This window comes from Streptomyces sp. CRCS-T-1 (assembly GCF_024442335.1).
Lineage (GTDB): Bacteria > Actinomycetota > Actinomycetes > Streptomycetales > Streptomycetaceae > Streptomyces > Streptomyces koelreuteriae.
Window position 1 is genome coordinate 7,610,015 of sequence record NZ_CP101651.1, and the last position, 23,427, is coordinate 7,633,441.

Genomic DNA, 23,427 nt, shown 5'->3' on the forward strand with positions numbered 1-23,427 from the left:
CCGACCCAGAACCGTGCCGACCGCTTCGAGGCGGTCGCCGGCGGCCGGGGCGAGGAGGTTGATCTTGTACTCGACGGTGAGCACGTCCGTGCCCTCGGGGAAGAGGGTGAGCGCCGCGTAGCCGCCCGCGCTGTCCGCGATCGCGCTGGTGGCGCCCGCGTGGAAGTAGCCGTGCTGCTGCGTGACTTCCGGACGCCCCGGAAGCTCGATGTCGACACGGCCGGGCGCGACCCGGGTGATCCGGGCGCCCAGGTGTGCCATCAGCCCCTGCCGTCCGAAGCTCTCCCGGACCCGGGCCTCCGTCTCGGGGCTCGCCTGCTCCTGCTGTGCCTGTTCCTCTTGTGCCTGTTCCTGCTGTGCCGGCTTTTCCACGTGCTCTCCTTCGACGGACATCGCGGGGGTACGTACCAGGGGGGCGACGGGTGTGTCAGCCGGCGAGCTGTTCCAGCAGCAGGAACCCGCCGATGGCGATCATCAGCGCACCGGACGTGCGGGTGACCGCCCGGGCCGCGGACGGCCTGGTGCTCAGGACCGTACGGGCCAGGACGCCCACCGCGAGGTAGACGACGGCGCAGACGGTCATGTGCAGCGTGCCGAACAGGCCGGTCTGCGTGGCGACCGGCCAGCCGCCCGTGGGGTCGATGAACTGCGGGAAGAGCGAGAAGTAGAGCAGCAGCGCCTTCGGGTTGAGGCCGCTGATCCCGGCTCCCTTGAGCATGACCCGCACCCGGGAGGCGCCCGCCCCCGGGCCGGAACCCGCCACTGCCTCGGTCGCCGTCAGCGTGGCCGGCTGCCGCAGCACACCCCAGCCGAGCCACACCAGATAGCCGGCCCCGGCCACGGTCAGCGCGGTGAGCAGGGTCGTCGAACTCGCCACGATCACCACCAGACCCGCGACCGCGAGCAGCGTGTATCCCGCGTACCCGGCTATCAGCCCGGCGACGGCCGGCACGACCGACCGGTCCCTGAGTCCCGCGGCGATCGCATAGGCCCAGTCGGCGCCGGGTGTGAACACCAGCAGCAGATCCACTGCCAGGAAAGCCGCCAGCGTCGTCGTGTCCATCGGTCTGCCTTTCTCACATGCTGTCTTGCGTGAGGAAGGCTAGGCCGGATTTGCCCGAAGGTGTTCCCTTCTTTACTCCTTGATCGCGGGATCTGGGGCAGAATCTTCTTCATGGATGCCCTGGACCGGAAAATTCTTACCGAGCTGCAGTTGGACGGCCGTCTCACGGTCACCGAGCTCGCCGCGCGCGTGAAGCTGAGCGTCTCCCCCTGCCACCGCCGCCTGCGCGATCTCGAACGCGAGGGCGCGATCCGCGGGTACCGCGCGGTCGTCGACCCGGTCGCCGTGGGCCTCAATTTCGAGGCCCTCGTCTTCGTCACCCTGCGCTGGGAGGACGCCGACACCGTCACGGCCTTCGAGGAGGGGGTGGCCGCCGTCCCCCATGTGCTCCAGGCCCAGCGCCTGTTCGGCGACCCCGACTACCTCCTGCGTGTCGCCACCACCGACCTCGCCGCCTTCCAGCAGCTCTACGATCAGCAGCTCGCCCGCCTCCCCGGCATCCAGCGGCTGACGTCCACCCTCGTCATGAAGCACGTGGTGGACGACCGGCCGTTGCCGGAGTGAGCGGAGGCCGGGTCACTCAGCGCCCATACCACCCGCGAACGGCATCGCCCGCCACTGCTCCACCGCCGGCTTCAGCGCCTCCACGAGCAGGGGCAGTCGCGGGGAGAGCGCCAGACAGGCCACCGCGCGGGACATGCCCACGGCGTTGACGAAGCGCAGCACGCCCTCGTCGAGTTGCCGCAGGCCCCGGCGTTCGGCGGCCGTGTTGTACGCGGCCTCGCACTCGGGGCCGAGGGCCGCCAGGTCCCATTCGACCGGGCCGAGGGTGGTCAGCTCGAAGTCGGAGTACAGCTCGCCGTCCGTGGCGGAGACGATGTTGGCGGCGGGGGAGTCCCCGTGGATCGGCTGGAAGTCGATGCCGGGGAACGCCGCCTCGAATGCCGCGCGTGAGCTGACGACGGGCTCCAGGATCTCCCACTCGCGCCGGGCGCGGTCGAGGTCGGCCGGCTCCAGCAGGTCGGGCCGTCCTTCGAGCAGGGCGAGCCCCTCGGAGACGAAACGCGGTTCGGCCGAGGACAGGAACGGCAGCTCACCGGGGTACGCGCGCAGCGCGGCGTGCAGGTCGGCGACCAGTGCGGAGTGGTGTGCGTAGTCCGGCTCGGCGCTCTGGTCCAGCTCGACGAACTGCCAGAAGGTCATGGAGAAGCCGTCGCGCGGCACCGGCTCGCGCGGCACGAGCGGGCTCGGCGGAATCACCGGGTGGCCCTGCTCCGCGAGCCACGCCACGACATCGAGCTCCTGCCGCTGCCGAGCCGCCTGGAACGCGGGATCGGCGTACGACGGCAGGACGGTCGGCACCCGCACCACCACCGGCGACGGAGCGAGGTGCACCACGACGGAGAACACGTCGTAGATCACCCTCGCGTCGGACACCGTGAGCCCCAGGTCACGCCCCGCGGCGACGGCGGCGGCGAAGGCCCGGGACTTACGGGCGTCGATCTGATCGGGTGTCACAAATCCTTCCATGCCGCCGATGGTGCCACGCCGGGGACGTGTGGTGCGACGCCTTCACGATCAGTCCGGCGGGAGCAAGTCCCTTGTCCGCACCGGGAGTCCCGTCTCGAAGGAGCGGTTCGCGGCCAGACCCGTGACCAGGGACTGGGCGCCGTCGGCCGCGTCCGCCGCGCGGTGCAGGGGGTCCGGGGCCCGGGTGCCGAACAGATCCTCCAGCATGCGTACGTCACCGCCGCCGTGCCCGCCCTCACCACTTGCCACCTTGATCTCGCGCGGCTCTTCCCAGAAGGGGCGCAGCAGCAGCTCGGTACGTCCGGCGGTGTCCTCGGCCTCGGCACCGTGCAGGACGGGCTCGGGGCTGTTCGTCCGCACCCGGGGCGGGGTCCATGTCGACTCCTCCACCAGCAGCTCCAGACGGCCCTTGCTGCCGTTGAAGGCGACCCGGTAGCCCTCCCACGGGGAGTACGCGGTCAGGTGGTACGTCAGGGTCGCGCCGGTGGCGTAGCGGACCAGCACCGCCATGTCGTCCTCGATCGTCACCCCGGGGCCGAACACGTTCTGGTCGCGGTGGTAGCCGTCCTCCGCCTCCGCGTCCAGGTACAGCGCGCTGAGCACGGACGAGTCGGACAGGTGCACGGCGAACGGATCGGCCTCGGCGGCCGGGGAGCCATGGGCGCGGTCGTACTCCTGGGCGAGGTTCCGGCGCCGGCCGGCCTCGTCGCCGTAGAAGAACAGGCCTCCTTGCGCGAAGACCGTCTCCGGGCGGGTGCCCAGCCACCAGTTGACCAGGTCGAAGTGGTGGGTGGACTTGTGCACCATCAGGCCGCCGGAGTTGGCCTTGTCGCGGTGCCAGCGGCGGAAGTAGTCGGCGCCGTGCCGCAGGTCGAGCAGCCACTCGAAGTGCACCGAGCCGACCTCGCCGATCTCACCCGCGGAGATCAGTTCCCGTACGGCCGAATGCGCCGGGTTGTAGCGGTAGTTGAAGGCGACCCGGACCTCGCGTCCGGTGCGCCGCTGTGCTTCCAGGATGCGGCGGGCCTTGTCGGAGTCGGTGGTCATGGGTTTCTCGGTGACCACGTCGCAGCCCGCTTCCAGGGCGGCCACGATGTAGTGGTCGTGGGTGTGGTCCACCGTGCACACCACGACCAGGTCGATGCGCTCGCGGCGCAGCATCTCCTCGAAGTCCTCGGCCGCGTACGCCGGTACGGGGGAGCGCTCCGGGTGGGCGTCCGCGAGCCACGCGTTGTGGACCGCCATGCGGTGGGAGTTGACATCGCAGAAGCCGGCCAGTTCGAACCGGTCCGCGTAGGGACCGGCCAGCGCCTGGGCGAACAGCCGGGCACGGGCACCCAGGCCGACCACGGCGGCTCGGCGGCGTGCGGTGTCGGACGACATGCAGGTCTCCTTCGGTTGACGGGGGAGGACGGGAGAGGACGGGAGGGGAGGGAGGGAAGGTGCGGGGGTGGTTCAGGGTGTCACGGGCCGCCAGGCGTCCGCCGCCGTCGCCGCGAAGGCCAGCGGGCCGAGGACGACCAGCAGCACGACCGGGGTCAGGGCGAGCAGCACGACCGCGGCGGCGACGGCCCCGGCGAGCAGGACGGGCGCGAGCGGATGCCGCGGCACCGACCGGAACACGACGGCGAGCGTCGTACGCCAGGGCGTTCCCTCCCGCCAGGCGGCGGCGCAGCGCAGCCCCAGCGCCGCGAGGACCGCCGTGGCGGCGGCGAAGGCGGCACCGGGGCCGGGGCCCCGGGCGTCCAGGGCCAGCGCGTCCAGCCACAGCAGCGCCAGTACGGCGGTGGGCACGGCCCACACGGCGGGCCCCGACCTCAGCACCGCACACAACCGCCTCAGGAAGTGCCCGACCGTCACCCCCTCGCCGTCACCGGCCTGTTCGCGCAGCACCGCGCATCCCGCGACCAGCGCCGGGAACGCGGTGACCACCGGCAGCGAGGCGAGCAGCAGCAGGACGCCGAGGAGCAGGCAGTCGGCGAAGCGGGCGAACCACGTACGGGTCATGGCGCGTTGTCCTCTCAGCCCTTCAGACCGGTCGTCTGCACGCCCTCCACCAGCAGCCGCTGGAAGGCGAGGAAGAACAGCAGCACGGGAACCAGGGTGAGGACCGACATCGCGAACATCGGGCCGAACATGGCGCTGCCGTCCATGTCGACGAACATCCGCAGCCCGAGCTGGAGCGTGTAGGTTTCCGGCTCCACCAGGTAGATCACCTGGGAGAAGAAGTCGTTCCAGCTCCAGATGAAGGAGAAGATCGTCGTCGTGACGATCGCCGGCTTGAGCAGCGGCATGATCACATGCCAGAAGGTGCGGTACGGGCCGCAGCCGTCGATCGCCGCCGCCTGGTCGAGCTCGGCCGGCAGCGAGCGGATGAACTGCACGACGAGGAAGACGAAGAACGCCTCCGTGGCGAGGAACTTCGGCAGGATCAGCGGCAGATACGTACCCACCATGCCGAGCTCCTGGAAGATCACGTACTGCGGGATCAGCATCAGATGCGCCGGCAGCATCAGGGTGCCGATCATCAGCGCGAAGTACAGGCCCCGGCCGCGGAAGCGGAGCCGGGCGAAAGCGTAGGCGGCGAGCGAGCAGGACAGGACGTTGCCGACCACCGTGCCGACGGAGACGAGCAGCGAATTGCCGAACAGCCGCCACAGGGTCAGGCCGCTGACACCGTCGACCGCCTCGGTGTAGTTGCCCGGCGTGAACACCTTCGGAATCGGGCTCAGGTTGGAGATGACCTCCTCCCCGGATTTGAACGACGCGGTGAGCAGCCACAGCACCGGGTAGAGCAGGACGAGCCCGATCACCACGCAGACGGCGTGCCAGGCCCAGGTCCGCAACGAAGTGCGCTCAGCGGGGGCGGGGGATGCCGCGGTCGTCGTCACGACGCGTCCTCCTGTGCGTAGAAGACCCACAGCCGGGCGCTGCGGAAGACGGCGTACGTGATCAGCGCGATGACGGCCAGCAGGACCCACGCCATCGCCGAGGCGTAGCCCATGTGGAAGCTCGCGAAGGCCTGTTGGTAGAGGTAGAGCGAGTACAGCAGCGTGGAGTCCGAGGGGCCTCCGGTGCCGCCGCTGATCACGAACGCCGGGGTGAACGCCTGGAAGGAGTGGATGATCTCCAGCACCAGGTTGAAGAACAGCACCGGGGACAGCATCGGCAGCGTGATCGAGAAGAACGTCCGCATCCGGCCCGCGCCGTCCAGCGACGCCGACTCGTACAGCTCCTTCGGGATCTGCTTCAGCCCCGCGAGGAACACCACCATCGGCGCGCCGAACTGCCAGACCGTCAGCAGGACCAGCGGATACAGGGCGTAGTCCGGGTTGTCGGTGAAACCGCCGACGTGCACACCGAAGAACGCCAGCGAGCGGTCGGTCGCACCGTCCGTGGCGAACAGCGCCCGCCACACCAGGGCGACACTGACGCTCGCGCCGAGCAGTGAGGGCGCGTAGAACGCCGCCCGGTACAGGCCCACCCCGCGGCTCGCCCGGTTCAGGAGCAGCGCCACGGCGAGCGCGGCGGCCAGCTTCAACGGGGTACCGATCAGGGCGTACTCGAGGGTGACACCGGCCGAGGTCAGGAACCGGTCGTCCTCCAGCATGTAGCGGTAGTTCGCCAGTCCCACCCAGCGCGGCCGGGAGAACAAGTCGTAGTCGGTGAACGACAGATACAGCGAGATCACCATCGGACCCAGCGTCAGCACCAGCGTGCCGATCAGCCAGGGCGCCAGGAACACATGACCCGACACGGCTTGGGAACGACGGCGCCGACTCGGATGCCGCGCGGCGGGGAGGGCACCGCTCGGCGGCGGCATGGGACGGGGCGGAGCGGTCGCCTGGCTCATCGGAGCCCTCCTACACGGCGGGGGCTGGACAACGGGTGGCAACGATTGCATGCGTTGTTTTCAGTCGGCAAGAGGTCGGGCGCACCTGTCTGCCTCCCTCCGTCGAGCCTTCACTCCGCAGGTCAAATTCGGTCGGCACGATTGACGGAGCCCGCGCAGGGGGCGTAGCTTCCCGGCCAACCGGAAACAGAGTGGCAACGTTTGCACTCCAGCCGACCGAAGGGCCGCGATGTCTCCAGTACGCCGTTCCCCGTCCCCGCTCCCGACCACCGGGCTGTCGCGCCGGCGGTTGCTGGCCTCGCTCGCGGCCCTCCCGGTGGCCTCGGCCGCCACCGGCTGCGGCGCGCGCGATGTCTCCGCCGACGGCACGGTGACGCTCGACTTCCAGTGGTGGGGTTCCGAGGACCGCAACCTGGCCACCGAGAAGGCCGTGCGGCTCTTCGAACTGCGCCATCCGAAGATCAAGGTGGCCACCTCGTACGCCGGGTATGACGCCTACCTCCAGCGGCTCGCCACCCAGGTCGCGGCCGGCGGCGGACCCGACGTCATGCAGATGGACGTCGCCTACCTGCGCACCTACGCGGACCGTGACGTGCTCGCGGACCTCGCCGAGCCGCGGTTCTCGGCGATCTCCCGCAGCCGCATACCCCGCCTCTTCCAGCAGACCGGCCAGGTCGACGGGAAGCTGGTCGGCATCCCGACGGGCGTCGCCACCACCGCCCTGTTCATCGACCCCGCCCTGTGGCGCAAGGCCGGGGTCGGCATCCCGAAAGCGGGCTGGACCTGGGACGACCTGCTCACCGATGTCGGCCCGAAGCTGAAGCGGGCCGTGCCCGGCCGCTCACCGCTGACCGACTTCGGCGCCTACGTCGAGTGCTTCCACGTCTGGCTGGTGCAGCGCGGCAAGTCGCTCTACACCGGCGACGGCTCCACCGGCTTCTCCGAGGCCGATCTGCGCGGCTACTGGGAGCTCATGCAGCGCCTGCTGGACAAGGGCGTCTTCACTCCGCCGCCCGTCACCGCGTCCTCGCTCAGCGGTGGGGCCGGCGACCGGGCGCTCGTGCGGAAGCTGTCCACCGCCGAGTTCCAGATCACCTCCTCGGGCACGTCGTACTGGGAGACCTACGGCGCGGTCACCCCCATCCCCTTCCCTACGGTGTCGGCGTCGGCGCCGCCGGGGATGGCCGTCGCCGCCTCGTCCTCACTGTGCGTCCGGCGCACCTCCCCGCACAGCCGCGAGGCCGCGCTGCTGATCGACTTCCTGGTCAACGACCCCGGGGCGGCCGAGGCGCTCGGAGTGGTCCGCGGACTGCCGCCCAACCAGCGCAACCTCGACCGGCTGGCACCGAAGCTCACCGGCGGCGACCGGGTCATCGCCCGCTACGTCGACGACGTCCGGGGCGACCTCGCACCGCCCCTGCCCCCGGCCCCGTCCGGCGCGGACGAGGACAAGAACGAGTTCCGGCGCGTCTACCAGGACATCATCTTCGGCAAGTCCGGCGTACGGGCCGCGGCGAGCGAGATGTGGGACAAGTTCCACACGAGCGTGCCGCAGGGCTGACCGTGCCCGCCGTCGGAACGGCGGGTCGCCCCGCGTCGGCTCCGCTCAGCGCTTTGTCAGCGCCGCCGTCGAACCGCGTACGACGAGGTGGGTCGGCAGCACGCGCTGGATCGGCTCCTCGCCCTCGACCTCGGGGGTCCTGAGCGTGCGGAACAGCAGGTCCACGGCGGCCCGCGCGGCGTGCGCCTTGGGTACCGAGACCGTGGTCAGCGGGGGCGCGGCCATGCCGGACAGGGCGATGTCGTCGCAGCCCACCACGCTCATGTCGTCCGGCACCCGGACCCCGCGCGCGGTGAAGCGGCTGATCAGCCCGAAGGCGACGATGTCGTTGAACGCGACCACCGCGGTCGCCCCGCCGGCCAGCACCACGTCCGCCGCGCCCGTGATGCCCCCGTCGAAGTGCGGGGCCACACTGCCCACCTGAACCAGGTCGATCGTGCCGCCCCGCGCCATCGCATCCACCCCGGCCGCCCGCTCCCGCGCCTCCCATGTGCTGCGGGGGCCGCCCACATAGGCGATCCGGCGGTGGCCGAGCGCGTGCAGATGGGTCAGGGCGTCCGTCATCCCCTCGGCCAGATCGGCCGTGACACTCGGGAACCCGGGCTCCCGACGGTGCAGCAGCACCACCGGCTTGGCGGTGAGCCGGCTCAGCGACCCCAGTTCCTCGTCGCTCAGCTGGGACGCGGTCAGCACGATGCCGTCCACCTGCGGGGCCAGCGTGCGGATCGCGTCCATCTCGAGGCCCTCGTCGCGCTCGGCGTCACTCACGATCAGCGAGTGACCGAGCCCCCGGGCCCGGGCCTGTGCCCCCTTGCAGGCCTCCGCGTAGAACGGGTTCAGCAGATCAGGCACGATCAGACCCACGGCCCCGGTGCGCCCGGTGATCAGGCCCCGGGCCGCTCGGTTGGGCTGGTAGCCGAGGCGGTCGGCCGCCGCCTGCACCCGGTCCCGGGTGGCCGCGCTCACGGTCCCGTCCGGGGACAGCGCCCGGGACACGGTGGAGGGGGACACGCCGGCCGCCTGCGCGACCTCTCGAATTGTCACCTGCACGCCCTGAGATTTTCACCCCGTGCCATTCCCGTCAATGAGAAGGGCGGGCCAGGCCCATTTCCTGCGGAGTCGTGACGGCAAACCTTTCCGCTCCTGTTGCAGACTGACGGGAGTGCGCGCCCGGTCAAGGAGTCGTGCGCTGCACGGCAACCGCCCGCCCGGCCTCCGGCCTAGCGTGGCCGCATTCCTTCCAACCGCCCTCCCGAAACGAGGAAGCAGCGCATGCCGTACATCACCGTGGGCCAGGAGAACTCCACCGCCATCGACCTGTACTACGAGGACCACGGATCCGGGCAGCCGGTCGTCCTCATCCACGGCTTCCCGCTCGACGGGCACTCCTGGGAGCGGCAGAGCGCCGTCCTGCTCGACGCCGGGTACCGCGTGATCACGTACGACCGGCGCGGCTTCGGGCAGTCCTCCCAGCCGACGACCGGCTACGACTACGACACTTTCGCGGCCGACCTGAACACCGTGATGGAGACCCTCGACCTGCGCGACGCCGTCCTCGTCGGCTTCTCGATGGGCACCGGCGAGGTCGCCCGCTATGTGTCGACGTACGGCTCCGGCCGGGTCGCCAAGGTCGCCTTCCTCGCCTCGCTGGAGCCCTGCCTGCTCAAGTCGGACGACAACCCGGGCGGGGTCGCCCCGAAGGAGTTCTTCGACGAGATCGTCGCGGCCGTGAAGGCGGACCGGTACGCGTACTACACGAACTTCTACAACGACTTCTACAACCTCGACGAGAACCTCGGCACCAGGATCAGCGAGGAGGCCGTCCGCAACAGCTGGAACGTCGCGGCGGGCGGTGGTTTCTTCGCCGCGTCCGCCGCGCCCTCCACCTGGTACACCGACTTCCGGGCCGACATCCCGGCGATCGACGTGCCGGCCCTGATCCTGCACGGCACCGGCGACCGCATCCTGCCGGTGGACGGGACGGCGCGGCGGTTCCACAAGGCCCTTCCGGCCGCCGACTACGTGGAGATCGAGGGCGCCCCGCACGGTCTGCTCTGGACCCACGCGGAGGAGGTCAACTCGGCGCTGCTCGCCTTCCTGAAGAAGTGACCGATCAGAAGTGACCGATCAGAAGTGACCGAACAGAAGTGAGCGAATTCTTCCTCCGATTCTTCCTGGACGGTCCTCGGCCGGGGTGGTGACATCGTCAGGGCCGGCAGCGGAACCGAGCTGCCGGCCCTTGACCGTGCCCGGAGGGGAATCAGGTGGCCGTCGTCCTTTGCACCGCGTCACTGCCGGCGGCCGACCGGACGGAGCGCTGGCACCACGCCGTGTCACACACCTTCGTCCCGCTCGATGTGCACCTCCTCGAGAAGGACCCGTCGCCCGGCAGGATCGTCAGCAACGAGCTGGGCTCCTTACGGATCGCGCACGTCCAGGCGGGCCCGCAGGTCGTGACACGCAGCAAACGGCTGATCGCCCGGGACGGGAAGGAGTTCCTCATCCTCACCCTTCAGCAGCGGGGCAGCTCCCTCAAGGAACAGGACGGCAGGGAGGCCCGGATGGGCCCGGGTGACTTCTCCCTCTCGGACTCCTCCCGGCTGTTCCGCAAGAAGGTGCAGGACAGCTTCTCCTTCACCTCCTTCCACTTCCCCCGCGAGGACCTCCGCGTGCGGGACGACGATCTGCGGGCGGTGACCGCGACGGCGTTCTCCGGCCGGGAGGGCGGTGCCGCACTGGTGGCGACCTACTTCGCGCGTCTGGCCCGGGAAGCGGCCGGTTTCGACCCCGTCGCGGGCCGCCAGTTCGCCGCCACCGCGCTCGACCTGCTGGCACTGCTGATCAACGAGCGCAGCGGCCGCTTCACCACCCGGGCCCCGGAGACCGCCGCGGCCACCCTCGTACGCGTGCAGGACCACATCCTGCGCCACCTGTCCGACCCCGGCCTCGCCCCGCCGGGGATCGCCGCCGCGCACTTCATGTCGGTCCGCTACCTGCACAAGCTGTTCCAGCTGGAGGGCGTCACGGTGGGGGAGTGGATCCGGACGCAGCGCCTCGAACGGTGCCGCAGGGATCTGCTGCGGTCCCCGGCCCTGGGCCACGGGGTCGCGACCGTCGCCCGCCGCTGGGGCTTCGTGAGCCCCAGCCATTTCAGCCGTGCCTTCCGGGCGGCCTACGGGGTGACGCCCCGTGAGTGGCAGCGGAACGGTCTTTCCGGCCGATGTGATGCCTGATTCCGGGAACGTCCCGGCAGCTCGCCGCGTTGCCTCACTGTTCACGCCGCCGACCCAGGGAGCATCGTGCCCGAGACCACGCCCGGAACCACCGCCGTTCTGCCCGTACTCCCGGCCCTGAGCGCACAGGCGGAGCGACTGATCGAGACGGGGGTGCACGAGATCGCGGGCCTGTCGGCCGCCGAGATCCGTACATACGCGGCCGACGCCGAGGCCTCTGTGGGCAGCGAGGGCGCCCTGCTCGCCGTTCACCCCGACCGGGCGCCCGCCTCCGCCCTCGCCCCGCTGCTCCGCCGCGAGGGCAAGCCGGGCTTCGTCGTCGTCGACATGTCCGACGTCGACGAGTTCGCCCCCACCGGCGTCGAACTGCCCGACGCCCCGCTCTACGTCCTCACCGGCCTAGACCGCGGTGACCACATGAGCAACTGGAGCCCGGACGAGGCACTGCCCGCCCTCACCGAGCAGGACCGCACCCCGCTGCTGCTCGCCGAGGGCATCCACTGGGTGCTCCAGCAACCGGCTGCCCTGGACCGCAATCTGTGCTTCATGACCATCGGCTCCCGGCTGCGCAAGCCGAACGGCACGTTCGACGCGCGCACCCCGGCGATCTGGATCAGCAACGGCACCGGCCGTGACGGCCGCGAGCGCCGCGAGGCCCCGAAGGTCGGCTGGTGCTGGTGGAACAACCGCCACACCTGGCTCGGCTTCGGCTCCACCACGGGCCGCAAGCCCTAGCCTCCGGGCGCACCGGCCGGCCCTCACTGCACGAGCGGGCCGGCCGGTGCCGGGCGGCCCGCGGCCAGGGCGGCGAGACCCGCGTGGGCCTCGTCGCGTACGTCCGCGGGGACGCGGTCGCCGAGGGCGAGGACGGCGCGGTACTCGGCGGCGGCCCCGGCCCTCTCGCCGAGATGGGCGAGGGCCTGGCCCAGATGGAGATGGACCTTGCCCGCCTGCCTGTACCAGCCGCGGGCGTCGAACTGCCCGCGTACGGAGCGAAGCGCGTCCGCCGCCTCCTGCCACTGCCCCTGGCCGAGATGAACGAACGACACCGAGTAGACGGCGGACAGCAGGGTGAAGTCCCGTACGTTGGGCGGGATCCGGTCGTGATGACGGGGATCCGCGAGGGCGTCCAGGATGCCCTGGTAGGTCTCGACCGCCGCCCGGGCCCGGCCCGCCCCGCGCAGCACCCTGATCACCCCGCAGGACACCTGCAGATACCCGGTGACGTCGTCCGCCTCGGTGAACAGCTCCAGGGCCCGGTGGTAGTGGTCGGCGGCGGGCGGCATGTCGCCGACGGCGTCCCGCAGCCAGCCGAGATAGGCGTGGGCCCACGCCTGCTGAAGGACGTTCCCGGCCGCCCCCGCGAGCCGCAGCGCGTCCTCGGCCGCCTCCACCGCCTCGTCGTGCCGGCGGGCGCAGGCCCAGTACGCCCAGGCGAGGTAGTTGCGGTGGGTCGCCTCCAGACCGGCGTCGTCCAGCGCCGCCCCGGCCGTCGCGGCACGCTCGTAGACCTCGGTCCAATGACCCCAGGACACCCAGTGGTCGGAGAACCAGTGCATGGCCTCAGCGACCTCGACGACCCGCGCGTGCTCGCCCCGCGCCGCGGCCTCCCGGAACGCGGCGAGCCACGCGTCGCCCTCCGCCTTGATCCAGCGCGCCGCCTGTTCACGGTCGTCCAGGGCGACCAGCCGGCCGGGGTCCGGCGCGGGCCTGCCGTAGTCCGGCTCGTACCAGCGGCCCGCGAGGACGGCGGTCTCCAGCAGCCAGTGCCGCAGCCGGGACCGCGCGGCGAGCGACCTCTCCTCACCGTCCTCCGTGCGGTGACGGGAGGCCGCGTACAGCCGGAGCAGGTCGTGCAGCCGATAGCGGTCCTGACGGGACGTCATCAGCAGCCCCGCCTCCAGCAGTTCCTCCAGGAGATCCTCGGCGTCGGGCAGCGGCACACCGGCGAGCACGGCGGCCGGTGCCACACTGAAGTCCCCACCCGGGACGAGCGACAGCAGCCGGAACATCCGGGCGGCCTCGGGGGCGAGCCGGGAGTAGGACAGCGCGAAGGCGGAGTTGATCCGCAGATCGCCCGCGCTGAGCGCGTCCAGCCTGCGGTCCTCGTCGGCGAGCCGGTCGGCCAGGCGCCGCAGGCTCCAGTTGGTGCGGGTGGCAGCCCAGTTGGCCGCCACCCTGAGGGCCAGGGGCAGACGACCGCACAGCTCGGTCACCACGTCCGCCGCCGACGGCTCGGCGTCCACACGCCCGCCGCCCACGACGGCCCGCAGCAGGGCGGCGGACTCCTGCCGGCTCAGCCCGCCGAGTTCGACGCGCCGCATCCCTTCCAGACCGGCGAGGGCACGGCGGCTCGTCACCACCACGAGCAGCCGCCCCTCGCGGGGCAGCAGCGGTCTGACCTGGGCCTCGCCGCCCGCGTTGTCCAGCACCAGGACCGCGCGGAGCCCGGCCGCGATCTCCTGGTAGCGGGCGAGCCGCTCCTCGGTGCCGAGCCGGGCCAGTTCGGCGTCCCCCACGCCCCACGAGCCCAGCAGCCCCGACACGGCCTGCTCCGCGGTGAGCGGCCGCTCGTCCAGCCCCCGCATGTCCACCAGGAACGCCCCGTCGGGGCAGGACGACGCCAGCTCCTCGGCCAGCCGGACCGCCAGCGTCGTCTTGCCGCTGCCGGGCGGGCCGCACACCACGGCCGCCGGCGGCACCCTCGGCCCCCCGGCCGGCGTCGGCCCGCTGTCGGCGGCCTCCTGCGCCAGGGCGCGCAGCACCGCCAGTTCCTCATGCCGTCCGACGAAGTCGCGCACGCCCCTCGGCAGTGTGTGCGGCGAGGCCTTGAGGGACCCGGCGGCCCGTGCCCCGGGACGGGCGGCGCGGGCGGCGGCCAGAAGGTCCGCGTGCGCCGCCTCGTCCAGTTCCAGGCCCTGGGCGAGCGCGGTCACCGTGCCCCGGTGCGGACGGCGGCTCTTGCCCCGCTCCATGTCACCGATGGCACGCCCCGACACCCCGGAGGCCTCGGCCAGCTCCTCGATCGTCAGCCGACGGCTCTGCCGTAACGCGCGCAGCAGCCGGCCGAACGGCGCCGCGATCCCCACCCCGGTGTCCACCGCGCGATGATACGTGCGGCGGCCACCGGCCCGGCGGGCATCAGCCGGCGGCGTGGGCGCCGATGACGGCCTGCGCGTAGACGATGCCGAGGCCGTAGGCGCCGCCGTGCTCCTTCACCACGTCCGTGACCGCGCCGTACGTCTCGGTACGGGCCCAGTCGCGCTGCAACTCCAGGAGCACCTGCACCCAGGTGACCGGGACCGCCCCGGCCTGGATCATCCGCTGGACCGCGTGCTCGTGGGCCTGCGGGCTGACGCCGCCGGACGCGTCGGTGACGACGTAGACCTCGTAGCCCTGGGCGAGCGCGGAGAGCGCGGGCAGGACGACGCAGACCTCGGTCCACAGACCGGCGATGACGAGCTTGCGTCGCCCGGTGGCCTTGACCGCCTCGACGAAGGCCACGTCCTCCCAGGCGTTCATGGAGGTGCGGTCGACGGGCTTCTGCCCGGGGAAGACCTCCGCGAGCCGCGGCAGGAGCGGGCCGGAGAAGGACTCGGCGGCCACGGTGCTCAGTACGACCGGCACGTCGAAGGTCCGGGCGGCTCTGGCCAGACCGACGGTGGCGTTGATGATGGCGGTGCGGTCGCCGCTGCCGGTGCCGAAGAACATCTGCGGCTGGTGGTCGACGAACAGCACCGCGCAGTTGTCCGGGGTGAGCAGGTCGGGGCTGGGGGCGGCGGTGACATCGGCGATGCTGACCATGGGTGTTGTCCTCCGGGGAGCGATACTCCGGCTCGGATCTCGGCCGGTTCGCTCGTCACGCTAGGCACGCCGCAGCGGCGCCGGAGGGGTTCCGGGCCGCGTGTGCGCGGAGGGGACAGCAGGGGTGCGCCCGGGGACAACTTCCGGGCCGCGGTGCCGTGCCGGGCGTTCCCGGGAGGGGTGTCAGCGCACCCAGCCGGTGTAGCGGTTGCCGCCGCTGCGGGTCGGCTCGGCGGGTCGGGCCCGGAGGTCGCCGCCGTCCACGGCCGCGTTCACCGCGCGCACCAGCCAGGCGTTGACCGACAGCCCCTCGCGTGCGGCGGCCTCCTCGGCGCGTCCCTTGAGGTGGGCGGGCAGGCGCAGATTGATCCGCGCGGTGGTGCCGTCGTCGGCGTCGGCGGGCGCGGGGGCCGGTGCCGGGGCCCTCGGCGGCTCCGGGCGCGGGTCCGGTTCCTCGAAGCCGGCGCGGGCCGGTGGCGGTGTCACGACGAAGGCGGGGTCGAGCCCGCGCAGCCGTACGTCGACCGAGCCGGGGGCGAGTTCGCGGGTGACCTCGTCCATGGCGGCGGACAGCACGTTCAGCAGGGTCAGGCGGGTCGCCGACTCCAGTGGAGCGGTCAGCCGCTCGGCCAGCTCGCGGGCGTCCTCGCCACCGGCTTCGGCAGCCACCGCGAGTTCCCGGCGGAGTGTGTCGACATAGGGCGTGAGGTCCATGGCGGCATGATGGCATCAAGGTGGCGCCATGAGGAAACCCCAGGTCGAAGGACCTGGGGTTTCCTCATCGGATGTGCCTCAGACGAAGGCGCTCTGGCCCGTGATCGACTTGCCGACGATCAGGGTGTTCATCTCGCGGGTGCCCTCGAAGGAGTAGATGGCCTCGGCGTCGGCGAAGAACCGGGCGATGTCGTGCTCCAGGAGGATGCCGTTGCCGCCGAAGATCTCCCGGCTCCAGGCGACGACCTCCCGCATCCGGGAGGTGACGAACGCCTTGGCCAGCGCGGAGTGTTCGTCGCGGAAGATCCCCGCGTCCTGCAGCCGGGCGAGCTGCGTCAGCATGCCCCAGGACGCGGTGATGTTGCCCAGGCTCTTCACCAGCAGGTCCTGCACCAGCTGGAAGCCGCCGATCGGGCGGCCGAACTGGCGGCGCTCCCGGGCGTAGTCCAGGGCGAGTTCGTAGGCGCCGACCATCACGCCCAGCGCCTGCCAGGCGACTCCGCTGCGGGTGGCGCGCAGGATCTCGGCGACGTCCCGGAAGGAGTTGATGTTCTGCAGGCGGTTCGCCTCCGGCACCCGGACGTCGGTCAGGGTGATCTCGGCGTTCTCCACGATCCGGAAGGCGATCTTGCCCTCGATCTTCACCGGCTCGAAGCCGGGCGTGCCCTTCTCGACGACGAAGCCCTTGACGTGGTTGTCGTCGACGTCCCGGGCCCAGACCACGACGTAGTCGGCGAAGGTAGCGTTGCCGATCCACTTCTTGGCGCCGTTCAGGACCCAGCTGTCGCCCTCGCGCCGGGCGGTGGTGCGCATACCGCCCGCGACATCGGAGCCGCCGAGCGGCTCGGTCATGGCGAACGCGCCGATCTTGTCCATCGCGGCCATCTCGGGGAGCCAGCGGTCCCGCTGCTCCTGGTCGCCGCCCGAGTGGATGGAGTACATCGCCAGGCCGTTGTGGACGCCGAAGAAGGTGGACACCGAGGCGTCGGTGCGGGTCATCTCCAGGGCGAGCATGCCGCTGAGGAGGTTGCTGACGGCGGGGCGGTGCTCGCCGTAGCCCTCGTAGGGGAGGCCTGCGAGGCCGCTGTCGCGGAACAGGGAGATGAGCTCCGTGGGGAAGCGGTCCGCGGCCCAGTTCGCGTTCACCAGCGGCTTGACCTCGTCCCGCATGAAGGCACGGGCCTTGAGGAGGATCTTGCGCTCCTCGTCCGGCAGCAGGGCCTCGTAGCTGTAGAAGTCCGCGGTGAGCTGGTCCTCGAGCGGTTCCGTGAAGGTGGTCATCTCAGTTCTCCTCCTTGTCGGCGCTGTCCAGGGCGGACAGCACCGCGAGTTGCCTGCGGTCGCGCGTCTCGGTGAGTTCCGGGTACGTGGAGGAGCCGTAGGCCTTTTCCACGGCTTCGATGAGCCGTTCCTGGTCTTCCTCGCTCTGCGACGGGCTGCCGAGGCCCGTGTCGAGCCGCTGCCGCATCGAGGCGCCGATGTGCTCGACGAGGTGCCGGTAGCCGCCGGGGCCGCCGCCCAGGTGCGAGCCGAGGAACGGCCCGACCGTGGACCAGCGCAGGCCCAGCGAGTTCATCACGACCTTGTCGAGGTCCTCGGGGGTCACCACGCCCTGCTGGACGAGGTACACCGCCTCGCGGCTGAGCGCGTTCTGCAGCCGGTTCCCGACGAAGCCGGGGATCTCCTTGCGCTCGACGACCGGGGTGCGGCCGACCGAGGTGTAGAAGTCCACCGCGTCCTGCACGGCGTCCTCGCCGGTGCGCTCCCCGGGCACGACCTCGACGAGCGGGACGATGTGCGGCGGGTTGAAGGGGTGGCCGATCAGGACCCGGGCGGCGGCCTCGTCCGGCAGTTCGCCGGTGAAGGCGCTGGACGGGATCGCCGACGAGGAGCTGAGCAGCAGCGCGTGCTCGGGTGCCTCGCGGACCAGCGTGGCGAACAGGTCCTGCTTGAACTCGACCCGCTCGGGGCCGTTCTCCTGGACGACGTCCGCGTCCCGGACCGCGTCGGCGACATCGGCCGCGATGTGCACCCGGTCGGCCAGGCCCGTCACGTCCAGGCCACGGGCGGCCAGCTGCGGGGCGTTGCGCTCCAGCGCGTCGGCGACGGCCTCGGCGAGGTCCGGCCGCGGGTCGCTCACCTTGACGGTCAGGCCGTGTGCGGCGAACAGCGTCGCCCAGGACAGTCCGATGGTCCCGGCGCCGATCACGGCCGCTGTACGGAAGGCGCGGGTCATGACAGGGCTCCCTTCAGGTAGTCGTGGACCGGCTCGACGCCCGCGAGCGTCAGGTCGGTGAGGATGTGGCTGGCGGAGACGACCTCCAGCACCGGCAGGTCGGCCAGCGGGGCCAGCACGTGCTGGAAGAGCTGCAGCCGGGCGGGGCCGGTCCAGGCCTCCTTGACGGTGAGGTCGGTGATGCGGGTGCGGACGAGTTCCTGCACACGCGGCAGACCGTCGTAGCCGGGAATGACCTTGAGCATGAAGGTCGGCACGGTGATCTGCGCCGCCGCCTCGTCCCGGTCCAGCTCGTGGTGCTTGTAGCCCATGGTCGCGGTGGCGACCCGCTGCGCGCCGTGGTCGAGGGTGCCGACGAGCGCGCCGGTGTCGACCTGGAGCGCCGGGGAGCCCATGACCTTCGGGTAGGCGGAGACCTCGCGGCCGGAGGCGGTCGCCGGGAAGTTGTCGAGGTACATGGCGTGCAGGTACTCGCCCCGCTCGCCCTCGAAGCCGACGGGGATCGCCTGGCCGGCCTCGGTGTAGGGGCCGTAGCCGCTGACGTCACCCATCTTCATGACCTCGAACCGGACCAGCGGCTCGTCGATCCGCAGCGGCTGAGGGACGACCGCCCGCAGCGCTTCGGGGTCGGTGCGGTAGACGACGTTGAGGTACTCACGGTCGGTGAACCGCGGCACCATCGGCGCGTACGCCGGGCTGGTGAGGGGGGTGGTGACGTGCTGTGTGACGTCCTCGGCGCGCATGGCGCCTCACCGTCCCGTCCACCGCGCGGGGCGGCGCTCGGCGAAGGCCGTCATGCCCTCGCGGACGTCGGCCGAGGCCATCAGGGTCTTCATCTGCTCGCGCTGGAAGGCGAAGGCCTCGGCGTCGGGCGCCCCGTCGGCGGCGCGGACGACGCGCTTGACGGTGGCGAGCGCGAGCGGGGCGTTCTCCGCGAGCCGTTCGGCCAGCCGCAGCGCCTCGGCGACGGCCTGGCCGCTGCCGGTGACCCGGTTGGCCAGGCCGAGTTCGCCCGCACGGCGGCCGTCGACGGGCTCGCCGGTCAGCAGCAGTTCCATGGCGAGGTGGTGCGGGACGCGCTTGGGCAGCCGGATCACGCCGCCGCCCGCCGCGATCAGCCCGCGCTTGACCTCGGGCAGACCGAACCGGGCGTCCTCGGCCGCGACGATCAGGTCGCAGGCCAGGGCCAGTTCGAAGCCGCCGCCCATGGCGAAGCCCTCCACGGCGGCGATCAGCGGCTTGGCCGGCTCGGACTCGGTGAGGCCGCCGAACCCGCGGCCCTCGACCTCGGGCGACTCGCCGCGCAGCGCCGCCTTGAGGTCCATACCGGCGCTGAAGGCGCCGCCCTCACCGGTCAGCACACCGGCCCGCAGCGCCGGATCGGCCTCCAACTCGTCCAGTGCAGCGGCCAGTTGGGCGGCCACCGCCGCGTTCACGGCGTTGCGGGCCTCGGGCCGGTCGAGGGTGATCAGCAGGGCGGAGCCGATGCGTTCGGTCCGTACGACAGGGGTTTCGGGGGTGCTCATGGTGGTCCTTCTGTCCTGGTGTGACGGCCGTCGGGGAGCGCGGGCCGCTCCCCGACGGCGAGTTGGGGGAGGGAGGGCCGTCGCTCAGCGGGCGGCGTCGAGTTCGGCGAGGACGTCCGCGGTGTCCTGGCCCGCGACCGGTGCCAGCCGGCGGATCGAGCCGGGGGTCGCGGAGAAGCGCACCGGGATGCCGATGGTGCGGACAGTGCCCTCGGTCGGGTGCTCGACGGTGTCGAGCAGGTGACCGTCACGGACATAGGGGTCCTCGTGGGCGTTCTCCAGCTCCAGCACCGGCGCCATCGGGATGCTGTGCTTGGCGCACACCTCGGCCCACTCCTCGGTGGTCAGCGCCGGGGCGCACACGCCGATCAGCTCGGCCAGGTCCTCGTGGTCGGCGCTGTCGATGGCCTCCCCTCCGACCCGCGGGTCCTCGGCGAGGTCCGGGCGCCCGGCGGCCGAGAAGAAGTCACGGTAGTTCCGCGGGTTGTAGGGGATGACACAGGCGAGGCCGTCCTTGGTGCGCACCGCCTTGTGGCCCTTGAGCATCGACAGCGGGAAGCCGGTGGGGCTGCTCTCGGGCACGTGGGTGTGGCCCGCCAGGTGCTCGACGAGGTTGAAGGCGATCAGCGTGTCCGTCATCGGGATCTCGACCTGCTGGCCCCGGCCGGTCCGGTCCCGGTGCAGCAGGGCCGCGAGCACGCTGTAGGCGATGGTCAGCGAGGAGACCTTGTCGCCGATGATGGTCGGCAGGTAGACGGGCTCGCCCAGCGCGCGGTCGGCGATGTCGACCAGGCCGGAGGCGGCCTGCACGGTCTCGTCGTAGGCGGCGTTGCCCGCGCGGTCCGAGTCGCCGCGGAAGCCCTGGGCGTGTGCGTAGACGAGCCGCGGGTTGCGGGCGGCGATGTCGTCGTAGGACAGGCCCAGACGGTGCAGCGCGCCGGGCCGCATGTTCGTGATGAGCACGTCCGCGGTGTCGACCAGTGCGAGCGCGCGCTCCCGGTCGGTCTCTTCCTTGAGGTTGAGGGCCACGCTCCGCTTGTTGCGGTTGACGTTGAGGTTCAGCGGGGTCATGCCCGGCGTGGTGCGGTAGTGGCCCACGCGCACGGTGTCGGCGGGCGACTCGATCTTGATCACGTCGGCGCCCAGGTCACCGAGGATCTGGGCGGCGTACGGGCCCATCACCACGGTCGAGAGGTCGATCACGCGCACGCCGTCCAGAGGACCGGCGGTGGTGTCCGTGATTTCCGTCATCGTTACCTTCACTCCTAGCTTCGCCGCATGTGTGTATCTGCCAACTAAGTTAGCAAGGGCGGGTTGCGAACGGAATGACCAAATAGCGCAGAGCGGTATGACCGCAGTGGTCATACCGCTTTGTGTGAAGGTTTCTTGGAATTCAGGCGAGAAGCCGGTCGGCGAACACTTCGCGCGCCGCGGCGACCACTTCTTCCAGGTCACCGCCGTCGGCCCGGTCCTTGCGCCAGAAAAGGCCGGTCTCCAGTGTCGGATGGAAATCGGAGAAGGGGAGAACCGTCACATTGTCCAGACGGTAATTCTGTACGGGGCTTCTGGAATCCAGCATGGAAATGGAGAAAGCCAGTCCGCTGGCCACTATCTCGGACACTCCGTCGAAAGTGACACTGCTCAGTTCGATCCGCTTCTTGAGGCCGAGATCGGACAGTCGCCGGTCGAGTCCGCGGAAATACGCGTTGGTCACGGCCGTGGGGGAGCCCGCGTAGGCGAGGTCGGCCAGCTCCGCCAGCGCGACCGACTCCCGCCCCGGAAAGCGGTCTCTGGGGACGACCGCGCCCAGCCGCTCCGACATCACCGGCAACTGTTCCAGGGCGGGGTCGCCGCCGACCGGCAGCCGGGCCAGGGTCAGCGCGAGCCGTCCGTCGCACACCGCGTCCACCAGCCGGTCGGTGCCCCCCGGCCAGCGTTTGATCTCGAACCGGTCGCCGACCCGCTCGGCGAGGGTGTCCATCCGCATCCGCAGATCCGGGTGGATGCCGCTCGGGACGCCGAGCAGCAGCGTGGTCCGCTGCGGCCGGGCCGTCTCGTCCAGTCGCCACTGGATCGAGTCGACCTGCTCCAGGACACCGCGCGCGATCGGCAGCAGCGCGGTACCGGCGGCGGTGAGCCTCACCTTGTGCGTGTCGCGGTCGAACAGCCGGTGCCCGAGTTCGCCTTCGAGATCCTTGATCCGTCGGCTCAGCGGGGAGGCCGCCATGTGCAGTTTGCGGGCCGCGGTGGAGAAGTTCAGTTCTTGGGCGACGGCGACGAAATAGCGCAGGTGTAGGAGCTCCACGCGCCCAACCCTAGCGACCGTCTGTCCGGATGACCGGGCCTCACCCGCCCTCCGGGTGCGTCCCGAGCGCGGAAGCCCCGGCCTCGACCCCGCCCCCGCCCTCGGTCCGGGTCCGGCGTGCGTAGGCGCGGGCCGCGCGTGCGCGGTCGCCGCAGCGTGTCGAGCACCAGTGGCGTCGGCCGTGGCGCAGCAGATAGCGGCCGCAGGGCGGGGAGCCGCAGGCGGTGAGGCGCTCGGCGTCGGGCCCGGTGAGCAGGTCGGCCGCGTCGGCGGCCAGGGCCGCGAGTGCGTGGTCGACGATCTCGGTGGTGGGGTGCGGGGGTGCGCGGTAGGGGCCGTTCTTCTCGTCCCACTGGAGCAGCGAGGCGGTGGGCACCTTGGTCATGGCGTCGTTGACCGCGGAGAGGGCGGCGGGCAGGGCCGGCAGCGCCTCGACGCGGGAGGCGAGCAACGACCTGATCTGTTCGCGCAGGGAACGCAGTTGTGCCGTGCACATCTCCCGGAGGCCCGCGTCCACGGGGGCGAGGCCGTGGTCCGCCAGCCACTGATTCGCCTGCTCCGGTGTGCCGAGGAAGTCGGTGAACCTGCCGCCGGGCGACGCGATGACGCTGTTGGCGAAGGCGAGGGCCGCGTACTGCTCCTCACCGGGCGCGGGAGGCACGGCGGGTTCGGCGGAACCAGTGGGCTCGGCGGGCTCGGCGGCGGCGTTCGCGTTCATGGTTCTCATGGTACGGCTTGCCTTCATCCGTGAGAAGCGGCTACGGTCTCTCACGGATAAACCAATCCTATCCGTGAGGTGTTTCTGCTGTGGCTTCTTCGGTGACGACCCGTGAGCAGTTCCCCGTCCGCGTCTTCGGCGGCCCGACCGCTCTCTTCGAGTACGGCGGCCTGCGGTTCCTGACCGACCCCACCTTCGACGCTCCCGGCGACTACCCGGAGTCGGCCGGCCCGGTCCTGACCAAGACCGCCCCCGCCTCCGGCAGCCCCGCCGAGCTCGGCTCCGTCGACGTGGTCCTGCTCTCCCACGACGAGCACGCCGACAACCTCGACCGAGCCGGCCGGGCCCTCCTCGCCGATGTGCCGCTGACCCTCACCACCCCCGGTGGCGGCAAGCGCCTCGGCGACCGGGCCAGGGGACTGGCCGACTGGGAGTCGGTCGAGCTGGACCGCCCCGACGGCGGCACGGTCACCGTGACCGGCGTCCCCGCCGTCCACGGCCCGGGTCCGCGCGAGGAGACCGAGGCCGTCACCGGACAGGTCGTCGGATTCGTCCTGACCGGAGACGGACTGCCCACCGTCTACGTCAGCGGTGACAACGCCTCCCTCGACGCGGTCAGGGAGACCGCCGACCGCCTCGGCCCGGTGCACACCGCCGTCCTCTTCGCGGGCGCACCCCGCTTCGCCGGCCTCTTCGACGGAGGCACCCTCGTGCTGGACAGCGCCCAGGCCGCCGAAGCCACCCGGATCCTCGGCGCCCGCCGGGTCGTCCCCGTCCACTACGACAGCTGGACCCACTTCACCGAAGGCCGCGACGAACTCCAGGCCGCCTTCACCGAGGCGGGGCTGGCCGACCGCCTGGACTGGGGACACTCGGGCTGATCC

The 23,427-nt window shown here is 71.5% G+C and carries 23 protein-coding genes and 1 pseudogene; 6 read left to right on the plus strand and 18 right to left on the minus strand.

Annotated features, from left to right (window positions below):
- Positions 1 to 6: 6 nt before the first annotated feature.
- Positions 7 to 261 (minus strand): annotated as a pseudogene (locus NNW99_RS39230) (PaaI family thioesterase); the annotation flags it as partial.
- Positions 262 to 427: 166 nt separating this feature from the next.
- Positions 428 to 1,063 carry a LysE family translocator gene (locus NNW99_RS34480; protein WP_215123080.1) on the minus strand — a complete coding sequence of 212 codons (636 nt, stop codon included), beginning with the start codon at positions 1,061 to 1,063 and terminating at the stop codon, positions 428 to 430.
- 111 nt (positions 1,064 to 1,174) lie between these two features.
- On the opposite strand from NNW99_RS34480, the gene NNW99_RS34485 reads away from it, so the two are divergent.
- Positions 1,175 to 1,627 (plus strand): Lrp/AsnC family transcriptional regulator, encoded by a 453-nt coding sequence (locus NNW99_RS34485; RefSeq protein WP_184599130.1) that lies wholly within the window; start codon positions 1,175 to 1,177, stop codon positions 1,625 to 1,627.
- A gap of 12 nt (positions 1,628 to 1,639) precedes the next feature.
- On the opposite strand, the gene NNW99_RS34490 is transcribed toward NNW99_RS34485, so the two are convergent.
- The 5 genes from NNW99_RS34490 to NNW99_RS34510 all read right to left on the minus strand — a co-directional run bounded on the left by NNW99_RS34490 (position 1,640) and on the right by NNW99_RS34510 (position 6,446).
- Entirely contained in the window at positions 1,640 to 2,593 is a 954-nt protein-coding gene (locus NNW99_RS34490) for a phosphotransferase (protein WP_215123081.1), read from the minus strand.
- 48 nt (positions 2,594 to 2,641) lie between these two features.
- Entirely contained in the window at positions 2,642 to 3,976 is a 1,335-nt protein-coding gene (locus tag NNW99_RS34495) for a Gfo/Idh/MocA family protein (RefSeq protein ID WP_215123082.1), read from the minus strand.
- Between the two features lie 72 nt (positions 3,977 to 4,048).
- Positions 4,049 to 4,600: a hypothetical protein gene (locus NNW99_RS34500; protein WP_215123083.1), complete on the minus strand. Its 552-nt coding sequence runs from the start codon at positions 4,598 to 4,600 to the stop codon at positions 4,049 to 4,051.
- A 14-nt stretch (positions 4,601 to 4,614) separates the two neighbouring features.
- Complete coding sequence (locus NNW99_RS34505) at positions 4,615 to 5,484, minus strand: carbohydrate ABC transporter permease (protein ID WP_251058006.1); 870 nt, start codon at positions 5,482 to 5,484, stop codon at positions 4,615 to 4,617.
- Positions 5,481 to 6,446 (minus strand): carbohydrate ABC transporter permease, encoded by a 966-nt coding sequence (locus tag NNW99_RS34510; protein WP_215123085.1) that lies wholly within the window; start codon positions 6,444 to 6,446, stop codon positions 5,481 to 5,483. The genes NNW99_RS34505 and NNW99_RS34510 overlap by 4 nt, the downstream gene beginning before the upstream one ends.
- Positions 6,447 to 6,675: 229 nt before the next feature.
- Here NNW99_RS34510 and NNW99_RS34515 point away from each other — a divergent pair, with 229 nt between their 5' ends.
- A complete protein-coding gene (locus NNW99_RS34515) occupies positions 6,676 to 8,007 on the plus strand; it encodes an ABC transporter substrate-binding protein (RefSeq protein ID WP_215123086.1) in 1,332 nt (443 codons plus the stop codon).
- A gap of 45 nt (positions 8,008 to 8,052) precedes the next feature.
- On the opposite strand, the gene NNW99_RS34520 is transcribed toward NNW99_RS34515, so the two are convergent.
- A complete protein-coding gene (locus NNW99_RS34520) occupies positions 8,053 to 9,057 on the minus strand; it encodes a LacI family DNA-binding transcriptional regulator (protein ID WP_215123087.1) in 1,005 nt (334 codons plus the stop codon).
- A 222-nt stretch (positions 9,058 to 9,279) separates the two neighbouring features.
- On the opposite strand from NNW99_RS34520, the gene NNW99_RS34525 reads away from it, so the two are divergent.
- From NNW99_RS34525 to NNW99_RS34535, 3 genes are all read left to right on the plus strand, one after another.
- Entirely contained in the window at positions 9,280 to 10,116 is an 837-nt protein-coding gene (locus NNW99_RS34525) for an alpha/beta fold hydrolase (RefSeq protein ID WP_215123088.1), read from the plus strand.
- A gap of 155 nt (positions 10,117 to 10,271) precedes the next feature.
- Positions 10,272 to 11,240 carry a helix-turn-helix domain-containing protein gene (locus tag NNW99_RS34530; RefSeq protein WP_215123089.1) on the plus strand — a complete coding sequence of 323 codons (969 nt, stop codon included), beginning with the start codon at positions 10,272 to 10,274 and terminating at the stop codon, positions 11,238 to 11,240.
- Positions 11,241 to 11,306: 66 nt separating this feature from the next.
- Positions 11,307 to 11,975, plus strand: a complete 669-nt coding sequence (locus NNW99_RS34535; RefSeq protein ID WP_215123090.1) for a DUF5701 family protein — start codon at positions 11,307 to 11,309, stop codon at positions 11,973 to 11,975.
- A gap of 23 nt (positions 11,976 to 11,998) precedes the next feature.
- Here NNW99_RS34535 and NNW99_RS34540 read toward each other — a convergent pair whose 3' ends face one another.
- The 10 genes from NNW99_RS34540 to NNW99_RS34585 all read right to left on the minus strand — a co-directional run bounded on the left by NNW99_RS34540 (position 11,999) and on the right by NNW99_RS34585 (position 22,486).
- Positions 11,999 to 14,341 (minus strand): helix-turn-helix domain-containing protein, encoded by a 2,343-nt coding sequence (locus NNW99_RS34540; protein ID WP_215123091.1) that lies wholly within the window; start codon positions 14,339 to 14,341, stop codon positions 11,999 to 12,001.
- A gap of 40 nt (positions 14,342 to 14,381) precedes the next feature.
- Positions 14,382 to 15,044, minus strand: coding sequence for a hydrolase (locus tag NNW99_RS34545; protein ID WP_215123092.1), 663 nt, complete (start codon positions 15,042 to 15,044; stop codon positions 14,382 to 14,384).
- Between the two features lie 183 nt (positions 15,045 to 15,227).
- Entirely contained in the window at positions 15,228 to 15,758 is a 531-nt protein-coding gene (locus NNW99_RS34550) for a toxin-antitoxin system HicB family antitoxin (RefSeq protein WP_215123093.1), read from the minus strand.
- A gap of 78 nt (positions 15,759 to 15,836) precedes the next feature.
- Entirely contained in the window at positions 15,837 to 17,039 is a 1,203-nt protein-coding gene (locus NNW99_RS34555; protein WP_215123094.1) for an acyl-CoA dehydrogenase family protein, read from the minus strand.
- 1 nt (position 17,040) lies between these two features.
- Positions 17,041 to 17,994, minus strand: a complete 954-nt coding sequence (locus NNW99_RS34560; protein ID WP_215123095.1) for a 3-hydroxyacyl-CoA dehydrogenase NAD-binding domain-containing protein — start codon at positions 17,992 to 17,994, stop codon at positions 17,041 to 17,043.
- Positions 17,991 to 18,737 carry an acetoacetate decarboxylase gene (locus tag NNW99_RS34565; RefSeq protein WP_215123096.1) on the minus strand — a complete coding sequence of 249 codons (747 nt, stop codon included), beginning with the start codon at positions 18,735 to 18,737 and terminating at the stop codon, positions 17,991 to 17,993. The genes NNW99_RS34560 and NNW99_RS34565 overlap by 4 nt, the downstream gene beginning before the upstream one ends.
- 6 nt (positions 18,738 to 18,743) lie before the next feature.
- Positions 18,744 to 19,520: a crotonase/enoyl-CoA hydratase family protein gene (locus NNW99_RS34570; RefSeq protein ID WP_215123097.1), complete on the minus strand. Its 777-nt coding sequence runs from the start codon at positions 19,518 to 19,520 to the stop codon at positions 18,744 to 18,746.
- Between the two features lie 84 nt (positions 19,521 to 19,604).
- A complete protein-coding gene (locus tag NNW99_RS34575) occupies positions 19,605 to 20,771 on the minus strand; it encodes a CaiB/BaiF CoA-transferase family protein (protein WP_215123098.1) in 1,167 nt (388 codons plus the stop codon).
- Positions 20,772 to 20,913: 142 nt separating this feature from the next.
- Entirely contained in the window at positions 20,914 to 21,825 is a 912-nt protein-coding gene (locus NNW99_RS34580; RefSeq protein WP_215123099.1) for a LysR family transcriptional regulator, read from the minus strand.
- Positions 21,826 to 21,865: 40 nt separating this feature from the next.
- Complete coding sequence (locus NNW99_RS34585; RefSeq protein WP_370869216.1) at positions 21,866 to 22,486, minus strand: ABATE domain-containing protein; 621 nt, start codon at positions 22,484 to 22,486, stop codon at positions 21,866 to 21,868.
- Positions 22,487 to 22,632: 146 nt separating this feature from the next.
- Here NNW99_RS34585 and NNW99_RS34590 point away from each other — a divergent pair, with 146 nt between their 5' ends.
- Entirely contained in the window at positions 22,633 to 23,424 is a 792-nt protein-coding gene (locus tag NNW99_RS34590; protein WP_215123101.1) for an MBL fold metallo-hydrolase, read from the plus strand.
- Positions 23,425 to 23,427 lie beyond the last annotated feature (3 nt).

Excerpts from the sequence above, each read along its gene's own strand:
- NNW99_RS34480 (WP_215123080.1), bottom strand. The coding sequence starts at position 1,063 with ATGGACACGACGACGCTGGCGGCTTTCCTGGCAGTGGATCTGCTGCTG.
- NNW99_RS34485 (WP_184599130.1), top strand. The coding sequence starts at position 1,175 with ATGGATGCCCTGGACCGGAAAATTCTTACCGAGCTGCAGTTGGACGGC.
- NNW99_RS34490 (WP_215123081.1), bottom strand. The coding sequence starts at position 2,593 with ATGGAAGGATTTGTGACACCCGATCAGATCGACGCCCGTAAGTCCCGG.
- NNW99_RS34495 (WP_215123082.1), bottom strand. The coding sequence starts at position 3,976 with ATGTCGTCCGACACCGCACGCCGCCGAGCCGCCGTGGTCGGCCTGGGT.
- NNW99_RS34500 (WP_215123083.1), bottom strand. The coding sequence starts at position 4,600 with ATGACCCGTACGTGGTTCGCCCGCTTCGCCGACTGCCTGCTCCTCGGC.
- NNW99_RS34510 (WP_215123085.1), bottom strand. The coding sequence starts at position 6,446 with ATGAGCCAGGCGACCGCTCCGCCCCGTCCCATGCCGCCGCCGAGCGGT.
- NNW99_RS34515 (WP_215123086.1), top strand. The coding sequence starts at position 6,676 with ATGTCTCCAGTACGCCGTTCCCCGTCCCCGCTCCCGACCACCGGGCTG.
- NNW99_RS34525 (WP_215123088.1), top strand. The coding sequence starts at position 9,280 with ATGCCGTACATCACCGTGGGCCAGGAGAACTCCACCGCCATCGACCTG.
- NNW99_RS34545 (WP_215123092.1), bottom strand. The coding sequence starts at position 15,044 with ATGGTCAGCATCGCCGATGTCACCGCCGCCCCCAGCCCCGACCTGCTC.
- NNW99_RS34550 (WP_215123093.1), bottom strand. The coding sequence starts at position 15,758 with ATGGACCTCACGCCCTATGTCGACACACTCCGCCGGGAACTCGCGGTG.
- NNW99_RS34555 (WP_215123094.1), bottom strand. The coding sequence starts at position 17,039 with ATGACCACCTTCACGGAACCGCTCGAGGACCAGCTCACCGCGGACTTC.
- NNW99_RS34560 (WP_215123095.1), bottom strand. The coding sequence starts at position 17,994 with ATGACCCGCGCCTTCCGTACAGCGGCCGTGATCGGCGCCGGGACCATC.
- NNW99_RS34565 (WP_215123096.1), bottom strand. The coding sequence starts at position 18,737 with ATGCGCGCCGAGGACGTCACACAGCACGTCACCACCCCCCTCACCAGC.
- NNW99_RS34570 (WP_215123097.1), bottom strand. The coding sequence starts at position 19,520 with ATGAGCACCCCCGAAACCCCTGTCGTACGGACCGAACGCATCGGCTCC.
- NNW99_RS34575 (WP_215123098.1), bottom strand. The coding sequence starts at position 20,771 with ATGACGGAAATCACGGACACCACCGCCGGTCCTCTGGACGGCGTGCGC.